Origin of the sequence: Nitratireductor pacificus pht-3B (genome assembly GCF_000300335.1) — a bacterium.
GTDB classification, from domain to species: domain Bacteria; phylum Pseudomonadota; class Alphaproteobacteria; order Rhizobiales; family Rhizobiaceae; genus Nitratireductor; species Nitratireductor pacificus.
The window spans coordinates 57,749-75,002 of sequence record NZ_AMRM01000018.1; the positions used below are offsets into that span (position 1 = coordinate 57,749).

Annotated in this window: 18 protein-coding genes and 1 tRNA gene; 6 read left to right on the plus strand and 13 right to left on the minus strand. The window is 64.4% G+C overall.

The window, feature by feature from the left end; genetic code table 11:
- Positions 1-77 precede the first annotated feature (77 nt).
- The 6 genes from NA2_RS15700 to moaA all read right to left on the minus strand — a co-directional run bounded on the left by NA2_RS15700 (position 78) and on the right by moaA (position 5,564).
- Positions 78-863 (minus strand): ABC transporter substrate-binding protein, encoded by a 786-nt coding sequence (locus NA2_RS15700; protein WP_040678149.1) that lies wholly within the window; start codon positions 861-863, stop codon positions 78-80.
- A 109-nt stretch (positions 864-972) separates the two neighbouring features.
- Positions 973-1,509 carry a molybdopterin-guanine dinucleotide biosynthesis protein B gene (gene mobB / locus NA2_RS15705; protein ID WP_008598001.1) on the minus strand — a complete coding sequence of 179 codons (537 nt, stop codon included), beginning with the start codon at positions 1,507-1,509 and terminating at the stop codon, positions 973-975.
- Positions 1,506-2,126, minus strand: coding sequence for a molybdenum cofactor guanylyltransferase MobA (mobA, locus tag NA2_RS15710; RefSeq protein ID WP_008598002.1), 621 nt, complete (start codon positions 2,124-2,126; stop codon positions 1,506-1,508). Before mobA ends, mobB begins: the two co-directional genes overlap by 4 nt.
- A complete protein-coding gene (locus tag NA2_RS15715) occupies positions 2,123-3,343 on the minus strand; it encodes a multidrug effflux MFS transporter (protein WP_040678177.1) in 1,221 nt (406 codons plus the stop codon). The genes mobA and NA2_RS15715 overlap by 4 nt, the downstream gene beginning before the upstream one ends.
- Positions 3,344-3,473: 130 nt before the next feature.
- Complete coding sequence (locus tag NA2_RS15720; protein ID WP_008598004.1) at positions 3,474-4,394, minus strand: DMT family transporter; 921 nt, start codon at positions 4,392-4,394, stop codon at positions 3,474-3,476.
- 165 nt (positions 4,395-4,559) lie between these two features.
- Positions 4,560-5,564 (minus strand): GTP 3',8-cyclase MoaA, encoded by a 1,005-nt coding sequence (gene moaA / locus NA2_RS15725; protein WP_040678151.1) that lies wholly within the window; start codon positions 5,562-5,564, stop codon positions 4,560-4,562.
- A 198-nt stretch (positions 5,565-5,762) separates the two neighbouring features.
- Between moaA and NA2_RS15730 the strand changes: the two genes are divergently transcribed.
- On the plus strand, positions 5,763-6,116 hold the full coding sequence (locus NA2_RS15730) for a gamma-butyrobetaine hydroxylase family protein (RefSeq protein ID WP_040678153.1): 354 nt from the start codon (positions 5,763-5,765) through the stop codon (positions 6,114-6,116).
- Entirely contained in the window at positions 6,106-6,744 is a 639-nt protein-coding gene (locus tag NA2_RS15735; protein WP_008598007.1) for a pyridoxamine 5'-phosphate oxidase family protein, read from the plus strand. Before NA2_RS15730 ends, NA2_RS15735 begins: the two co-directional genes overlap by 11 nt.
- An 18-nt stretch (positions 6,745-6,762) precedes the next feature.
- Here NA2_RS15735 and NA2_RS15740 read toward each other — a convergent pair whose 3' ends face one another.
- Both NA2_RS15740 and NA2_RS15745 read right to left on the minus strand, forming a co-directional pair.
- Positions 6,763-7,113 carry a VOC family protein gene (locus NA2_RS15740; RefSeq protein WP_008598008.1) on the minus strand — a complete coding sequence of 117 codons (351 nt, stop codon included), beginning with the start codon at positions 7,111-7,113 and terminating at the stop codon, positions 6,763-6,765.
- 19 nt (positions 7,114-7,132) lie between these two features.
- Positions 7,133-8,335 carry an MFS transporter gene (locus NA2_RS15745; RefSeq protein ID WP_008598009.1) on the minus strand — a complete coding sequence of 401 codons (1,203 nt, stop codon included), beginning with the start codon at positions 8,333-8,335 and terminating at the stop codon, positions 7,133-7,135.
- A 113-nt stretch (positions 8,336-8,448) separates the two neighbouring features.
- On the opposite strand from NA2_RS15745, the gene NA2_RS15750 reads away from it, so the two are divergent.
- Positions 8,449-9,282: an AraC family transcriptional regulator gene (locus NA2_RS15750; RefSeq protein WP_008598010.1), complete on the plus strand. Its 834-nt coding sequence runs from the start codon at positions 8,449-8,451 to the stop codon at positions 9,280-9,282.
- Between the two features lie 102 nt (positions 9,283-9,384).
- Here NA2_RS15750 and NA2_RS15755 read toward each other — a convergent pair whose 3' ends face one another.
- A complete protein-coding gene (locus tag NA2_RS15755) occupies positions 9,385-9,837 on the minus strand; it encodes a MarR family winged helix-turn-helix transcriptional regulator (protein ID WP_008598011.1) in 453 nt (150 codons plus the stop codon).
- Positions 9,838-9,885: 48 nt separating this feature from the next.
- Between NA2_RS15755 and NA2_RS15760 the strand changes: the two genes are divergently transcribed.
- Positions 9,886-10,842 carry an alpha/beta fold hydrolase gene (locus tag NA2_RS15760; protein WP_008598012.1) on the plus strand — a complete coding sequence of 319 codons (957 nt, stop codon included), beginning with the start codon at positions 9,886-9,888 and terminating at the stop codon, positions 10,840-10,842.
- Between the two features lie 209 nt (positions 10,843-11,051).
- Positions 11,052-12,932, plus strand: a complete 1,881-nt coding sequence (locus NA2_RS15765; RefSeq protein ID WP_008598013.1) for a L,D-transpeptidase family protein — start codon at positions 11,052-11,054, stop codon at positions 12,930-12,932.
- Positions 12,933-13,031: 99 nt separating this feature from the next.
- Here the strand turns inward: NA2_RS15765 and NA2_RS15770 are convergent, their stop codons facing one another.
- The 3 genes from NA2_RS15770 to NA2_RS15780 all read right to left on the minus strand — a co-directional run bounded on the left by NA2_RS15770 (position 13,032) and on the right by NA2_RS15780 (position 16,965).
- Positions 13,032-14,486, minus strand: a complete 1,455-nt coding sequence (locus tag NA2_RS15770) for a TrkH family potassium uptake protein (RefSeq protein ID WP_008598014.1) — start codon at positions 14,484-14,486, stop codon at positions 13,032-13,034.
- Positions 14,487-15,328: 842 nt separating this feature from the next.
- Positions 15,329-16,252 (minus strand): hypothetical protein, encoded by a 924-nt coding sequence (locus tag NA2_RS15775; protein WP_040678156.1) that lies wholly within the window; start codon positions 16,250-16,252, stop codon positions 15,329-15,331.
- 224 nt (positions 16,253-16,476) lie between these two features.
- Entirely contained in the window at positions 16,477-16,965 is a 489-nt protein-coding gene (locus NA2_RS15780) for a TspO/MBR family protein (RefSeq protein WP_051011665.1), read from the minus strand.
- 23 nt (positions 16,966-16,988) lie between these two features.
- On the opposite strand from NA2_RS15780, the gene NA2_RS22000 reads away from it, so the two are divergent.
- Positions 16,989-17,186: a hypothetical protein gene (locus NA2_RS22000; protein WP_210161292.1), complete on the plus strand. Its 198-nt coding sequence runs from the start codon at positions 16,989-16,991 to the stop codon at positions 17,184-17,186.
- Here NA2_RS22000 and NA2_RS15785 read toward each other — a convergent pair.
- Positions 17,165-17,239: transfer RNA gene (locus tag NA2_RS15785), tRNA-Val, on the minus strand. The genes NA2_RS22000 and NA2_RS15785 overlap by 22 nt on opposite strands.
- Positions 17,240-17,254 lie beyond the last annotated feature (15 nt).

The window sequence follows — 17,254 nt, forward strand, 5'->3', positions numbered from 1 at the left end:
CTCGTCTTGCAAGACAGGCGGCCGGACCTACGTCCCGCCGCCTGCATGGTGCTTCGATCAAGACATGTTATGCGCGTTCAATCGCCATAGGCGTCGAACGAGAAATACTTGTCGTTGATCTCCTTGTACTTGCCGTTCTCGCGAAGCGCGATGATCGCCGCGTTGAACTTTTCACGCAGCTCGTCCTCGCCTTTGCGGATGGCGATGCCGGCGCCGGGGCCGTGGATCGCTTCGACCGGGGTGATCGTGCCGACCAGCTTGCAGCAATCGCCTTCGTCGCTCTCCAGGAATTCCTGCAGGACGATGACATCGTCGGTGACCGCGTCGAGCCGCCCGTTAATGATGTCGAGCTTGTACTCCTCGGCGGTCGGGTAGAGCCTGACGTCGCTGTCCGTATAGGTCTGCTCCGCATAGGCGGAATGCGTCGTCGATCCCTGCGCGCCGATGCTCTTGCCGGCCAGGTCTTCCTTCGTGACGCCCGCGATGTCGGTATCGTTGGGTGCGACGATGCCGGGCGGCGTGTTATAGTATTTGTTGGTGAAATCGACCTCTTTCTTGCGATCCTCGGTGATCGACATCGAGGCGATGATGGCGTCGAACTTGCCGGCCTGCAGCGCCGGAATGATACCATCCCAGTCCTGCGTGATGAATTCGCACTCGGCCTTCATCTCTTCGCAGAGCGCCCGCGCGATATCGATGTCGAAGCCTTCAAGCTTGCCGTCCGCGGTGAGATTGTTGAAGGGCGGGTAGGCGCCTTCCGTGCCGATCTTGATCTTCATCGGTTCCTGGGCATTGGCTGCTCCCACAGCCAGCGCAAGAGCCGCAGCCGGCAATGCAAGCGCGATACGCCTTGAAATACGCATTCGTGTTCCTCTCTGTTTTCTTCTCCATCCCGGGGCACGTGCCCCGGAGCGGGTCATGAGACCGGATATTCCCATCGTTCCGCGCAAGAATGCAACCGTAAAAGCCGTGTCATACAGGCCGAGACGGGTCAGCGTCCGGCGCTTCCGATCCGGTCTGCTGAAGAATGAAATCGGCGATGCCGGAAATGTCTTCCAGCGAAAAGAGCGGCAGGCCGCCGCCCTCGGTGTCATGATCGGCCGCAATCGCAAGGATCGCGGGGTCTTCTGCCGCAAGGGGTGCCGTGTCCTTCGCACCGCTGCGCCGGCACTCGATCTTGGGATGCGGGCCGCGCTTGTAGCCTTCGACGAGGACGAGGTCGCAGGGAGAAAGCCGTTCGAGCATCGCTTCGAGGCCCGGCTCCTCCTCGTCCTGCAACTCATGGATGAGGGCCCAGCGGCGGCTGGAGACGATGGCGACCTCGGCCGCACCGGCGCTGCGGTGGCGGAACGAATCCGTGCCCTCATGGTCGATGTCGAACGCATGATGGGCATGCTTTACCGCTGCGATGCGCAATCCGCGCCCGCTCAACTCGGCGATCAGGCGGGAGGTGAGGGTTGTCTTGCCGGAATTCTTCCAGCCGACAATGCCGAAAACGCGGTGGCTCATTTCGTTTCCCCCTGCATCATCGCCCGCGCCCTGCGCAGGTCTTCCGGCGTGTTGACGTTGAAGAACGGGTCGCTGTCGGGCTCCGTGGGGAAGTCCACCAGCGCGGCGAGGTGACGGTCGCCGGCATAGGCCGTTACCCGGCGTTTTCCGCCTTGAGCAAGATATGTTTCGAGATCGTCGGCGAGCGCCAGGGGCCACAGGCCGAAAACCGGATGGATGCGTCCCAGCGACCGCGCAAGGACGATGCCCCGTATATCGGCTGCCGCATTGCCGAGGCGCCTGGCGAGGTCGAGCGGAAAGAACGGCGTGTCCGCGGCAGCGGTAACGATATGCGTGAAGGATCCCTGCCGTTCCGCCCAGCGCAGGCCGGCGAGAACGCCGCCGAGCGGCCCCACCGGCTCTGGAAACGGATCGGCGACAATGTCGAGGCCGAAGGAGGCGAACCTCTCCGGATCGCCATTGGCGTTGAGGATCACGTGATCCGCCTGTGAGGCAAGGCGCGTTGCGACCAGCCCGAGGAGCGTCGTGTCGCCGATCGCCGAGAGCCCCTTGTCGCCGCCACCCATGCGGGTGGCTTCGCCGCCAGCCAGAATGACGCCGGCGATTTTTCTGATCATGTCGGTTCCCCGTCGGAGAGACCCAACTGGCGGGCGACATGGATGACGTAGAGGGAGGCGCCGATCGCCAGAGCCGACGAGATCAGCATCACCCAAAGCAGCGGGAAGGGGCCGGATTCCGCCGTCAGCAGCGCACCGGCCACGACCGCCAGCGCCGCGCCGCCGCCGATCTGCAGCGCGCCGCCCAGTCCCGACGCCGTACCGGCGATGTGTGGCCTGACGCTGACCAGACCGGCATTGGCGTTGGGCATGGTCATGCCGTTGCCGATCCCGACGAACATGGACGGGCCAAACAGCGAGAGCGGATGGAAATAGCCGGCGGTGAACAGGACCAGCGCCAGGACCAGGCCGAGCGTGGCGATGATGTTGCCGACCAGCATCATGCGGTTGATGCCGAAGCTGCGCGAGAAGCGGGCGGTCAGGAAGTTGCCGAACATGTAGCCGAGGGAGATCAGGATGAAGTACATGCCGTAACCCGACGATGTCAGGTGCAGCATCTCGGTGGCGACATAGGGGCCACCGCCCAGGAAGGCGAAAAAGGCTCCTGACGCGAAGGCGGCCGTTGCCGTGTAGCCCCAGAAGCGGCGCGCGCGAAACAGCTCGGGATAGTGCTTCAGCTGCGATGTCATGCTGACGGAGCGGTTGCCGTTGGTTTCTCCCAGATCGAGATAGACGATCGCAAAGGAGACGATGCCGAAGGCGAGGATCAGGTAGAACGTGGCCTGCCAGCCGTAGAGTTCATCGAGAATACCGCCGATCAGCGGCCCGATCATGGGCGCGAGCGTCATGCCCATGGTAATGTAGCCGATGCGGCTGGCCGCATCCTCCGCGCTGACCGTGTCACGGACGATGGCGCGCGACAGGACCATGCCGGCGGCGGAAAACGCCTGGAACACGCGACAGATCAGGAAGATCGTGATGTTCGGCGCGTTCAGTGCCGCAATGGTGCTCAGGATGAAGATCGCAAAGCAGGCCAGCATCACCGGGCGGCGGCCGAGCCGGTCGGAAGCCGGTCCGATCACGAGCTGGAGGGCGGCCGTGGCGGCGAGATAAAGCGATACGGCGAGCTGGACGACACTGTAGTCGGCGTCGAAATAGGTCGCCAGGCCGGGCAGCGACGGCAGGAAGACATTCATCGACACGGCCGCCGTCGCGGTCGCGACCACGAGCGTCATGATGTGGGGAGGGGTGGTGCGGTCGAACAGGGGACTGGCCAGTGCTTTGTGAGAACGATGCCGCCCCAACAACCGTGTCCGGCGAACAAAGTCAAACCTGGAATTGCTCTTCCCGGAACATGCGGCCAGTACCCGAGGCAGGAACATGCGGCCAGGACCTGGGCGGCTACGGTCAGGTTCCGCCGGGCGTCATGCTGGGGCTGGTACTCTTCGCGGCAGGCTTCATGGTGCCGCGGAAGCGCTCGCGATAGAGCGTGTAGAGACCGGAGCAGACGACGATGGTCGCGCCGATGATCATCGGCAGATCCGGCTTGTCGCCGAAGACCAGGAGACCGAGCGCCAGCGCCCACAAGAGGGCGGTGTAGCGAAACGGCGCTATGAACGACAGGTCGCCGGCACGCAGCGCCTGAATGATGAACTGGTAGCCGAAGACGAGAAAAAGCGCCGCCGCCGCCAGCATGCCGAGGGACCGGCCGTCCACCGGCGCCCAGCCGCCATAGGGAACGACCAGCATGGCCCCGGCCAGGGTGACGGCGGCGGAGGTGGCGGTCGAGATCAGAAGTGTCGGCACGGCCGACGGAATGCGGCGCGTGGTCAGGTCGCGCATGGTGGCGAAGGCGACGGAGGCCAGGCCGTAGAGCGCGTAGGCGTTGAAGCCCTCGAAGCCGGGACGGATGATGATCAGGATGCCGATGAAGCCGGCCACGATAGCGCTCCAGCGCCGCCAGCCGACCGGTTCGGAGAGGAACAGGGCCGCGCCCATCGTCACCGTCAGCGGCAGCACCTGGAGCACGGCGGAGATGTTGGCGATCGGCATGTGCTGCAGCGCCGCCAGAAAGCAGATCGTCGCGCCGGTCTCGCCGATGACGCGCAGGGCAATCATCGGATGCAGGATGGAGCGCAGGCGTGCGAAGGCGCCCCAGCGCCAGGCGAACAGGCCGATCAGCAGCGTCGCCATGATGCCGCGGATCAGCATCACCTGACCCATGTTCATCGACTGGGCGATGAGCTTGGTCAGCACGTCATTGACGGTGAAGGCGGCCATCGCCACCGACATGAGCAACGCGGCGCGCAGATTGGGTGAAAGAGGCAAGACCGCTCCAGAAGGCTAGCGATTCTGGAGACTAAAGCATCGGATCGAAAAGTGGAATCCGGTTTTCGGTTATTCCGGTGCTCGGCCAATGATGTACGACGCCGGATGGGCTTGGCATTCCAGCCGGCACCGACAAACGCGGGAGGCCCGGAGGACCGCCGGGAGCTATCCGCCCGTCACGCTCATGTGGCGGGAAACCGAGGGGCGGTTGGTGCGGCGGTCGATGATGAAATCATGACCCTTGGGCTTGCGCCCGATCGCTTCATCGATGGCCGTGGACAGCAGCTCGTTGCCCTCCGAGGCGCGCAGCGCCGCGCGCAGGTCGGCCGAATCGTCCTGGCCGAGGCACATGTAGAGCATGCCCGTGCAGGTGATGCGCACGCGGTTGCAGCTTTCGCAGAAATTATGGGTCATCGGCGTGATGAAGCCCAGCCTGCCGCCGGTTTCGGCGATCTCGACATAACGGGCCGGCCCGCCGGTCTTGAAGGGAATGTCGGTCAGCGTGAATTGCTGCTCGAGTTGGGCGCGTAGAAGGGACAAGGGCAGATACTGGTCGGTGCGGTCGGCGTCGATCTCGCCCATGGGCATGGTCTCGATTACGGTCATGTCCATGCCGCGGCCGTGCGCCCAGCGCAGCATTTCCGGCAGTTCGTCCTCGTTGAAACCCTTCAAGGCCACGGCGTTGAGCTTGACGTGCAGCCCGGCGGCCTCCGCGGCTTCGATGCCGCGCATGACCTTGTCGAGATTGCCCCAGCGCGTGATGACGCGAAACTTGTCGGGGTCGAGCGTGTCGATCGACACGTTGATGCGGCGAACGCCGCAGTCGGCAAGTTCGGCGGCGAAGCGCTCGAGCTGCGAGCCGTTGCTGGTCAGGGTAAGCTCCTGCAGCGCTCCCGACTTCAGGTGGCGCGAAAGCTGGCGGACCAGATGCATGATGTTCTTGCGCACCAGCGGCTCGCCGCCGGTCAGCCGCAGCCGGCGGACGCCCTTCTCGATGAAGACGGTGCACAGGCGGTCCAGTTCCTCGAGGCTCAAAAGGTCGCGCTTGGGCAGAAACGTCATGTCTTCCGCCATGCAGTAGACGCAGCGGAAGTCGCACCGATCGGTAACCGACACGCGCAGATAGTCGATGGCGCGGCCAAAGGGGTCGATCATGCTAAACTGCGTCATTCAAGCTCGCTCTCGCTGGCAGTCCCCGGCTGGACCTTCTCCACATCATGTCGTCTTCTGAAGCCGGCAATTCAAGCGCCGCAAGCTAGCATCAGGCCACGCCGCTCGGCAATGCGTCGATATGGGGCTTTTCCGCTCGGCCAAACCTGAATACTGCTATGGACCGAAAGGCGCTGCCACATGACCCCATCTCATCCCATGAAGCCGCCAAGGGAACTGCGCGTATCCCGGGACCGCGCGGCGATGACCGTCCTGTTCGCCGATGCCGAGCCGGCCACGCTCACGGCGGAGATGCTGCGGGTTCTCTCGCCGTCGGCCGAGGTGCAGGGCCATGCGCCGGAGCAGCGCGTGACCGTGCCGGGCAAGCGAAGCGTCACGATCGTTCGCGTCGATCCCGTGGGAAACTATGCCGTCCGGATCGTTTTCAGCGACGGCCACCAGAGCGGCATCTTCACATGGCTCTACCTTCACGAGCTGATCATGGGGAAGGAAGAGAAGTGGCAGGGCTATCTGGAGGAGCTGCAGGAGAAGGGGCTGAGCCGTGGCGACTAGCGAGACCGATCAGACCGATCACATCATTACCTCCCTCGACGCGCTGGAAGCGCTTTACGGAACGCCGGGGGAGGCATCGCTCGTGAAGGTGACCGAGCGGATCATTCCGGAATATGCGGCGCTCATCGAGGCATCGCCGTTCGCAGCCCTGGCGACGGTCGGGCCCGAAGGGGTCGATTGCTCGCCGCGCGGCGACCAGCCCGGCTTCGTCCGCATCCATGACGAACGAACGCTGATGATGCCGGACCGGCGGGGCAACAACCGGACGGATTCGCTGCGCAACATCGTCCGCGACGACCGTGCGGCCTTTCTGTTCCTCATCCCGGGTTCCGGGACGACGCTGCGCGTCAACGGACGGGCGCACCTGACGGTCGATCCGGAAATCTGCGCCTCGTTCTCGGTGGCCGGAGCGGCGCCCCGCTCGGTGATCGTGCTGTCGATCGAAGCCGTCTACTTCCAGTGTGCGCGCGCCATCGTCCGCTCCGACCTCTGGAACGGCGAGAAGCATGTCGATCCCAGGCATCTGCCGACGCCCGGCAAGATCCTCTCGGCGACCAGCCGGCAGAAGATCAACGGCAAAGCCTATGATGACGAATGGCCGGGGCGCGCCGCCAAGACAATGTGGTGAAGTGGCGAACCGGGCGGCTCAGCGATGGGCCAGGATGTTGACCAGTTTGCCGAAGGGGTCGCGCACGTAGAAGCGGCGCACGCCCCAGGGCTCATCCGCGGGGCCGTATTCGATCTGGATGCCGGCCGCCTGCATCCTCGCCAGCACGGCATCGACGTCATCGACCTCGATCGACAGGTCCGGAACCGGCGTTCCCGCGCCGCCTTCCGTCGCGAAGCTGACCTGAACGCGCATCTCGGCCGTGTTGCCGTAGGTGGCGATCCATCCGTGATCCATCAGGAGATCGAGGCCGAGCAGGTCGCCATAGAAGCGCTGCGCCGCTGCAGGGTCGCCGACCTGAAAGTTGCTGACGATGCGCCTGACGCTCAAATCTTCCTCCTCCTTCCGGTCATCCTGCCTTCTTGAGGTTCGGAAGGAAAGCCGTCAGCAGGCCGAGCAGCGGCAGGAAGGAGCAGACCTTATAGACATATTCGATACCCTTCGCATCCGCCACCACGCCGAGCACCGCCGCCCCCAGACCGCCCAGCCCGAAGGCGAAGCCGAAGAACATGCCTGCGACCATCCCGACACGGCCCGGCAGGAGTTCCTGCCCGAAGACGATGATCTGCGGGAAGGCCGATGCCAGGATCATGCCGATCGCCACGGTGAGAACGGGCGTCCAGGTCAGGTCGGCATAGGGCAGGGCGAGGGTGAACGGCAGGACGCCGAGGATCGAGAACCAGATCACGGTTTTCGAGCCGACACGGTCGCCGATCAATCCTCCGAGGATGGTGCCGGCGGCGACTGCGCCGAGGAACACGAACAGCAGGACCTGCGAGTGCTGGACCGAGACGCCGAACTTCTCGATCAGGTAGAAGGTGTAGTAGCTCGAGATGCCGGCCATGTAGACATTCTTGGCGAAGACCAGCGCGACGAGGATGGCGAGGGATATGGCCACCTTGCCGCGCGGCAGCGTCAGCGTCCTGGCCGCTGCCGGCCGCGCCGCCGTGCGGCGGCGGTACTGGCTGTACCAGCTGCTGACCCGCCACAGGATGATCATGCCGATGAGCGCGGCAAGCGAGAACCAGCCGACGCTGCCCTGGCCGCGCGGAACCACGATGAAGGCGGCCAGAAGCGGCCCGATGGCGGACCCGGCATTGCCGCCGACCTGGAACAGGGCCTGCGCCAGCCCGTAGCGGCCGCCGGATGCCAGACGCGCGACGCGCGAGGATTCTGGATGGAAGATCGCCGAACCGAGGCCGATGAACATCGCGCCGACGAGCAGGACCGGATAGTTCGCCGCCGTCGCCAGGAGCAGCAGGCCGATCAGGGTCGAGCCCATGCCGACCGGCAGCGAATAGGGCAGGGGCTTCTTGTCGGTGAAGAGGCCGATCGCCGGCTGCAGCAGCGATGCGGTCACCTGGAACGCCATCGTCAGGAGACCGATCTGCCAGAAATCGAGGCCGTAGTCGCTTTTCAGCATCGGATAGATGGCCGCCAGCATCGACTGCATCACATCGTTCAGCATGTGGCAGAAGCTGACGGCGAGGAGCACCGAGAATGCGGTCTTCTCCACGGATGCCGGGAGCCGGCTGGCGGTGGTGTCGGTCAAGGGGAACTCCGTCATGTTGCCGCTGAAGCAGGCGGCAGATGTGCTTATAAGCTGCTTGCCAATGACCTTCCTTGGTGATTTGGTCTAGTTTTTTCGCGAGTGGGCCAAACTGCATGCGGGATTTCACGCCGGAAGAGAAGCGCCTGGCGCGCGAGATGGGGCAGGTCGATGTGCGTCGCCGCGCCTGGCTGGAACAGGTCGATGGCGACGTGGTGGTCTGGCAGAGCGTGTATTCGAACGGATTTCAGGTCGCCGGCCACCAGCACAGCCGCTCGCAGCTCCTGCATGTGTGCGCCGGTGTGGTTCTGGTGAAAACGGTTCTCGGTCACTGGATGGTGCCGGTCGGACACGCGATCTGGATCCCTGCGGGGATCGAGCATGCCGTCGACATGCTGGGGGGCGTGCGGATGCAGTCGGCCTATATCTCTCCCGGTGCGATCGACGGGCTGCCCGACACGTTGAGGGTCGTCGGCGTGACTGATCTGATGCAGAGCCTGCTGGACGAGGCTGTGCCGCTGCCGCACGAGGCGCATCCCTCGGGGCGGGGGGCGCTCCTGCACGGACTGATCCTGCATGAGATCCCGCGATTGCGGGAAATGCCGCTCGGCCTGCCGTTCCCGACCGATTCCCGGCTTGCCGGGTTGTGCCTGCGCTTTCTCGAAACGCCGTCCAGCCGGGTCACCATCGATTCCTGGGCGGCGGAGATCGGCATGAGCCGGCGTAGCTTCACGCGGAAATTCCAGCAGGAAACGGGGATCGGCCTTTCGCTCTGGCGGCAGCAGGCCAGTCTTTTCGCGGCGCTGCCGCGCCTGACCGCGGGCGAAAGCGTGACCAATGTGGCGCTCGACCTCGGCTATGAGAGCGTCGCTGCCTTCACAACCATGTTCAAGCGGATGCTCGGAGCATCGCCCCGCAGCTATCTGCGCGTTGCGCCGGTGAAGTCCTGATCGAGCGCGCTTCCGGCAAAACAAGGGCGCCGGAAAGGCGCCGGATCCTTGCTTTCCCCGGTGGTCCTTAGTCGAAGCGCTGCCGCGTCGGCCAAGGATGCCCTAGCTCTCCGCCAGCGCCTCGCTGATGCGCCGCATCTGCTCGCCCATGGCCTCGCATTGCGCCGGCGTCGACTGGGCCATCACCCGGTCGATCAATTCTGTATAGACGGCGAGCGCCTGCATCAGGCGCGCTTCGCCCTCCGGCGTCAGCCACAGGCGCAGCACGCGCTTGTCGCTCGCGTCGCCTTCGCGCCGGACGAGGCCCTGCGTCTCCATCTGCGGCAGCAGCATGGTGATGTTCGAGCGCCCCACGAGAAGGCGGCGGGCCAGATCGTGCTGCGACTGACCGGGATGCCGGTAAAGATTCATCAGCATGTCGAGCTGCGCGATCTTGAGTCCCAGCGGCTCCAGGCTCTTGCTCAGCGCGCGCACGATGGCCTTCTCGGCACGGGCGACGGCGATCCACGTGCGAAAACGCGGATTATCCCAGGGGAGGTCTTGTTTTTTGTTCATGCTTGAACTAATTTTGTTCATCGTTGAACATTATCGCGGATCGCCGGCATGGACACCCTCAGCTTGCGGATCATACGTGGTCTTTTTGGCACAATCGAACATGTCGCGCCAAGGCTTGCCGGACGCTTTGCCTTCGCCCTGTTCTGCCGAACGCCGAACCCGCGTCGGCTTTCGGCCAGGGAAAGCGCGGCGCTTGCCGGAGCCGGCAACTTCATGAAGCGCGCGCGCTGGCATCGCCTGAAGAGCGCCCATGGCAGCTTCATGGCCTATGAGTTCACCAACTGGAACGCACGGCGCGACGGGCCGGCCGTCCTGGTCCTGCACGGCTGGCGGTCGCGCGCCGAGCACATGCGGGCGGTCATCGAGGCGCTTCTGGCGCGCGGCTTTCGCGTCGTGGCGCTCGACCTGCCGGGACATGGCAGGGCGGCGGGGCGGCGGCTCCATATGCCGAACGCCGTGGCCGCGGTTCAGGAGGCCACCCTGTGGCTTGGCCCGTTCGATACGGCGATCGGCCATTCCTTCGGCGGCGCCGTCGCGCTGAATGCGGCTGCGGGCTCCGTGCGGCAGACACCGCTGCTCAGCCTGCGCCGGCTGGTGATGATCGCCTCGCCCGATTCGATGCCGCGGCTGTTTCGCCTGTTCGGCCGGGCCGCCGGCCTCGGGCCGCGCACGCAGGCGGCGTTCGAGGGACGGGTGCTCGACCTGACCGGCGCCCCCCTGGAAACCATGGTCGGTGCGCGCTTGCTCGAGAATCTGCGGCTGCCGACCCTGATCATCCATGCGCCCGAGGACAAGGAGGTTCCGGCCGAGGACGCACGGGCCATGGCCGCGTCGGGTGATCACGTCTCGCTCGCCTGGGCGTCCGGGCTCGGCCATCGGCGCATCCTGGGCGATGCTGCGGTCGCCGCGCACGCGGCGGAATTTGCGGCCAGCCGGCCGGAACGTGCGCTTCCCAAGGCGATGGGCAGCGCGCCCGATGCCTTAAGTGTTCATTCACCACGCTGAGACCGAGCGGGCATTTCAAGACAATTTTATCGATCGCCGGGCGACCGGGCGCTTCTCGAATGCTATCCTCGGTAGCGATTCACGGGCATGCCGTGAAGCAGCTCGCGAGCAGCCGCCAGGGGCGAACTGACGCAAGGGTTGAGCGTCTGCCTGCGAATGCTATTCTCGGCGTGACGTGCGGGTTCGCAATTCTCAGGGTGGGGAGATTGATGGTTTCGTCGTTTCTTAAAGGGGCCGGTCTTGCCTGCGCCACCGTTTCGTTGCTGATCGGCAGTGCGCCGGCAGTGCATGCGGACAATCTGTTCGACATGCTTTTCGGCGGCGGTAACCGCGCCACGAGCAGGGCGCGTGTGGAGCCGCAGCGCGGCGTGGTTCCGCAAGCCCCGGTTCAGCGCCGGTCTGCGCCACCCAAGATTTCAGCGCCTTCCTACTATACCTACAAGCCGGCAGAGCCCGTGCATGTGGATTTCTCGCGCATTGCGCCGCCGCCGCTGGAAGAAGCCTTTCAGCCGATGCTGGACGGCGCTGCGTTCCGCGAGGCCCTGCCGAAGCTCGCCGGCTTCGAACTCTTCACCGAAAAGAGCATCGCCGCCGCCCTGATCGAATACTATTCGAAAAACCCCGACTTCATCTGGGTGTCGGGCTATCAGCCCAACAAGCGCGCCGAGCGGGCGCTGCGCGTCCTTGCGGAGGCCGGGACGTTCGGCCTGTCGGAAGCGGACTACACGGTCGGCGTGCCGAGCGCCGATGTCCAGTATGACCGGATCGCCGAGCGGCAGCAGCAGCTGATCCGCTTCGAAATGGCGCTTTCGGCGCGTGTCCTGCGCTATGCCCGCGACGCCTATGGCGGGCGCATCGATCCCAACAAGCTGTCCGGCTATCACGACCTTCCCGAAAAGCGTCTCGACTTGGTGCAGAGCCTGGGTTTCATGGCGCGCATGGCGGATGTCGACATCTATCTCGAGCGCCAGCATCCCCAGAACGGCGATTACCGCGCGCTGCGTGCAGAACTCGAGACGTTGCGGGCCGCGGCCGAGCGGGAGATCGTCGTCGACCCCAAGACCTTCGTGAAGCCGGGCGGCAGCGATCCCGAATTCGCCAAGCTGCTGAAGATCATCGAGCGCGACGGCGAGGCCGATTTCCTGGCGGAGCATGGGGCGGTTCTCCGGGAGCATGCCGGGAGCGAGGTCTATACGGATGCGCTGGTGCCGCTCATCAAGGCCGTGCAGGAAAGCCACGGTTTGAAGCCGGACGGCGTCATCGGTCCGCGCACGGTCGGCGCGGTGGCGGGCGAATCGAAGGCCGCGCGGATCGAGAAGGTGCTTTTCGCGCTGGAGCGCCTGCGCTGGCATCCCTCGAAGCTGGGCGAAACGCGGGTCGTCATCAACGCGGCCTCGTTCAAGGTCGACTTCTTCGACAAGGAGAAGCTCCGGCTGTCGATGCGCACCGTCGTGGGCAGCCGTTCCAACCAGACCAGTTTCTTCTACGACAAGCTCGAAACGGTGGAATTCAACCCCTATTGGGGTGTGCCGCGCTCGATCCTGGTCAACGAGATGCTGCCGAAGCTGCTGCGCGACCCGAGCTATCTCGACCGCAACGGTTACGAGGTGGTCGCCGGCAGCGGCAAGCAGGTGTCGTCGTCCTCCGTGGACTGGGGCCGCTATGGCAGCAAGATTCCGTTCAGCGTGCGCCAGAAGCCCGGTCCTTCGAACTCGCTCGGCGAGTTGAAGATCCTGTTCCCGAACCGGCACGCCATCTACATGCACGACACGCCGTCCAAGAGCCTGTTCCAGCGCGACACCCGCGCCTTCAGCCATGGCTGCGTGCGATTGGCCGATCCCCGGGCGATGGCCGCTGCGGTGCTCGACATCTCAGTGGAGGAGGTGGCGGCCAGCATCAACAGCCGCGGCGGCCAGACGACGCGGCGCAAGATCGAACGCGATATTCCCGTCTATGTCGGCTATTTCACCGCCTGGCCGGACGCCGAGGCGGACGGCAGGATTGCCTATCACGGCGACGTCTATGGGCGCGACGAGCGGTTGAGGATCGCACTGGAGAAGCTTGCGGACACGCGCGCGCCGAGCAGCTGAAGCGCTTCGCAATCTTCAGGCTTCGCTCGCGCGCCTCAGGTCCTTTCATGATCGCATGTCGTTGTCCCGAAACCGGCGCCCGCTCTTGGGCGGAATGAATTAGCTGCGCCAGAAGGTCGGGACGAACAGGACCAGCACGGCGAGAATCTCCAGACGGCCGAGCAGCATGGTCGCCGATAGGACCCATTTGGCGAAATCGCTGAGCGGGACGAAGTTTCCTGCCGGCCCGACGATGGTGCCGAGACCGGGGCCGACATTGGTCAGCGCGGTGAGCGCAGCCGTGACGGATGTCACGAGGTCGAGCCCGGTCAGCGAGAGAAGCAGCGTCGAGACCACCCAGGACGCGAGGAAGGCCGTCAGGAACAGGACGACGGAGCGCTGCATCTCCTCGTCCACGATGCGCTTGCCGTAACGCAGGGACTGGACGGAATGCGGGTGGATCAGGAGCTTCAGCCCGTTCAGCAACATGCTGCCGAGGATCAGGAATCGGTAGGATTTGATGCCGCCGGATGTCGAGCCCGAACAGCCGCCGAGAAATGTCGCGAAGAAGGCGAGCGTTACCGCGAACGGTCCCCAGAGCGTGTAGTCTTCGCTGGCGAAGCCGGTCGTGGTGATGATCGAGGTGAAATTGAAGGCCGTCGTGGCCAGGGCTTCGTCGAAGGGCAGGCCTGTGGTGATGCGCCGCTCTATGGCCAGTGCCAGCACGATGGCGGTCACATAGGCCAGGAACAGCTTGATCTGCGGATCCTGCAGTGCATCGAGGCGGCCCCGGACAAACAGCAGCACGAGGATCGAGAAGGGCAGGGCGCCGAGCAGCATGAACACCGTGCCGACCCACAGGACGGTCAGCCCCTCGAAGTGACCGAAGGAGGCGTCGTGCGTCGAGAATCCGCCGGTGGCGATGGTTGTCAGCGCGTGATTGACCGCGTCGAAATTGCTCATGCCGGCCGCAGCATAGCCGAGCGCGCAGAGCGCCGTCAGAAGGCAGTAGATGCCGATCAGCGCGATCAGGAAGCTGATGAAGCGCTCGAACGGCCGGTTCTCGATGTCCGATGATTCGACGCGGAAGTAGGAGAAGCCGCCGACCTTCAGCAGGGGCAGCAGGAACAGGCCGAGCGCCACGACCCCGATGCCGCCGATCCATTGCAGGAGCGAGCGCCACAGAAGCAGGCCCGGCGGCAGTCCGTCGAGACCGCTGATCACGGTCGAGCCTGTGGTGGTGATCGCCGACACGGATTCGAAGACGGCGCTCGCCAGATCGAGCTTCAGCGATGCGGTGTAGAAGGGAACGGCGCCGACGGCCCCGAGCGTGACCCACAGGACGACGACGACCAGGAAGGTGGACTGCGTCGAGACGCGGGGCAGTGAGCCGCTCGTCGCCGCGGCGATGGTCAGCGCCACCGCGCCGGTCGCCAGCGCGCAGACGACGAAAACCTGCCAGTCGTCATTGCCGTAGTAGAGATCGACGGCGGCCGGAAACAGCATCGATGCCGCGACATAGACGGCGAAGATCGCTGCGGGATAGGTGGCGGTGCGTATCGCGGATGGCTGCACTGGATGGCTCTCACCAATTGACGGTCAGTCCGTGTGCGGAAACTGGTCGTGGGACTCCCGAAGGGCGGGAAGGGGCGTTGGATTTCAGTTAGGGGGCTGATCTCAACTTGCGGCGTTCCCGGGTTTGCTCCACGGGCAGCGGCGGATGCCGGAGGGGGAGCGGATGCTTGCCAGCGCACTGATGCCACAACTGCGGCCTCTGGTGAAGCGGATTCTCCGACATTCGAAAAGGGGACGGAACCCGGAACCGATCCCGCACAAGGTTCTCCGAAGGGCCCTGATTTCGTCTCAAGCATCTGAAACAAATAAAAAAATCCGTCCGAAAACCTCTTGAAGAAGCCCGCTTCATGGCTACATGAAGAGACATGTGCATGGAAACCTTCATCAGGACATCGAGGCTCGCCGGGCAAGCATCTGCTTTGTCCCGGAGCGGCTTCCTGTCACCTGTCGAACGCCGCACGTAACTCCGCTCCGGGACGCCTATCAAGAACCATGCGGCTCATGCCAGCGATGCAGTCGCATCGCGTCGATGGAGCCTGTCGATGCTTCCTTTCCATTCTCCGCCGTTCTGTCTGTCATGCCGCCGTCGCCTGCCGCGGTCTGCCTATCGTTGCCCCTGGTGCAAGGGACCATGCAGCACCGATTCCGGCGGGCCGGGCTCTCCGGGGAACGGCGGTTCAAGGATGCGCCGCTCGTTTTCACGATCTCCAGCCTGGCCGGCAGCCGGCGACTGGCAGCGTTAGGGGCGTGAAGAGCGCCATCACGTCCGGGCAGGATGAAGCCGACCGGCATTTCGGAGCAGGGCGGCAGCCCTCCGTCGATGCGCTGCCGCCCCGAGCGGTTCAGGCCGGCAGCGCCCCGAGGAGATCGTCATAGGTCGGAGCGAGCGCTCGCAGCGCATCTGCTGCAGCGGCATCGTCGCGGGATACCAACAGGTATTGCAGAGAGCCTATGAGCCGGGATTGCCGGTCTAGGATGGCCGCAGCCCGCGTTTCGCCGATCTGCATGAGGCAGGCGGCGGCGTCGGCCGCCCGCCGCGCGCCGACGCGAACGGCGAAATGAACGAGATGATCGCGCAGGCCTTCCGTCAGGTCGTTTTCGATCATGCCCGCGAGAGCCTCCGCAGCCTCGCCGTTGCCGACCGTTCCGGAGGGCACGTTACTGGCACCCTTGCACGACAACCATGCGCGCGCGGCGGGCAGCGCGGCGCGAATGATCTCGGCGTTGGCCTTCGCGGCGACCCGGCGAAAGCCATGCCGCATCGTGAAGGAGGTTCCATAGGCAAGCGTCTCGGTCCGCCAGGCCTGCAGGAAGGTCTCGAGGGGCAGGCGGACATAGGGAAAGCCTTCCGGATCGTGCATCAGGACCGATGCTCCTTCGATCCCGATGACCACGACATAATGATCCGCCCCGATCGGACCGGTCTGTCCCGGCTGGTGCGTCAGGAGGCCCATCTCCACCGGGCCGACCCAGACCGGCCCGTCGGCCAAAGCCGCTTCGAGGAGCGCGAGCGCGTGGTGCGGGTCGTTGCCGCGAATGAGAGCGGATGTCCAGCCGAGTGCCGCCAGGGCATCTTCGAAACTGGCTTCCGGCGTCCAGCCATAGGGGTCGAAGAACGGCAGCGTGCCCCCCAGAAGATGCATGCCGAAGGCGCTGCTGGTTGCAAATTCAATTATGTCGGTAGGTGGCGACTTGTCGCCAAACATCATCGAGAAAGAGTTTGAATAGCAATAAGGACCGGAACCTGTGTAGGGGAAATGTTTCATTTCTAGGGGCCTCAATTTGAAAGGAGGCACAGATAGAGAAGGAAATTCAAAAAATTTGTCAACAACTGCAATTTTGCTTCTTCGATATTATTTATTTCATTGTGAAATACTCGCTCGCGCGAGCACAGAAGAAGGCTGCCGGAAGAGGGAATTCCAAGCCTTGGTCCCGACCATCGGGAAGTGCGTCCGGATGTGAAAGGCGGCGGCACCGAAGCCGTGGGTGGTTATGGGTTGAGGTAGGCGATGGCGCCGTTGAGCACGCTGGCGAAGGCCGCCCAGGCGGCATAGGGGACGAAGAGCACGACGGACCAGCGGTCGAGCGTCCAGGCCCGTGCCATGAACAGCAGGATGGATGCCAGCAGCGCGAGGATGATGCCAAGAGCGAGCCGGGGGGCCTCGGCGCCAAAGAAGGCCGGCGACCAGAGCCAGTTGAGAATCATCTGCGCGATCCAGAGTTTCATCGCGCCGCTGCCCGGAGCCAGGCGCCAGATCCGCCAGCCGGCGATGGCGATCAGGACATATAGGACGGTCCATACCGGCCCGAAGACCCAGGCCGGTGGATTGAAGGCGGGCTTGGAAAGACCCGCGTACCATTCTCCGGGGGCGGTGATGTAGCCGATGCCAAGGCCGATGGCGACGATGAATGCGATGAACACCGCTGCCGAGACCGTGTTGCCCCGTATGCGCTCGCTGTTTTCTGTCGGGATGCTCATGAAGCCAACAACCAATCGGGTGGATGGAAGTTCCCGTGTATCGCTTCGGGATGGGATTCATCAATCCGATGACCGGGGCAGATCGCCATGTCGATAATCGCCGGCGGGGCAATCTTCAGCAGGCTCCGGGCGAGACAATCAGGGGAGAAGGTCGTGTTCGTTTCCATCAAGCAAACCAAGACTTTGCCCTGATCGTCGATGGTGGGCGCGGCAGGGATTGAACCTGCGACCCCACCCGTGTGAAGGGTGTGCTCTCCCGCTGAGCTACGCGCCCGCTCGCAAACATCCT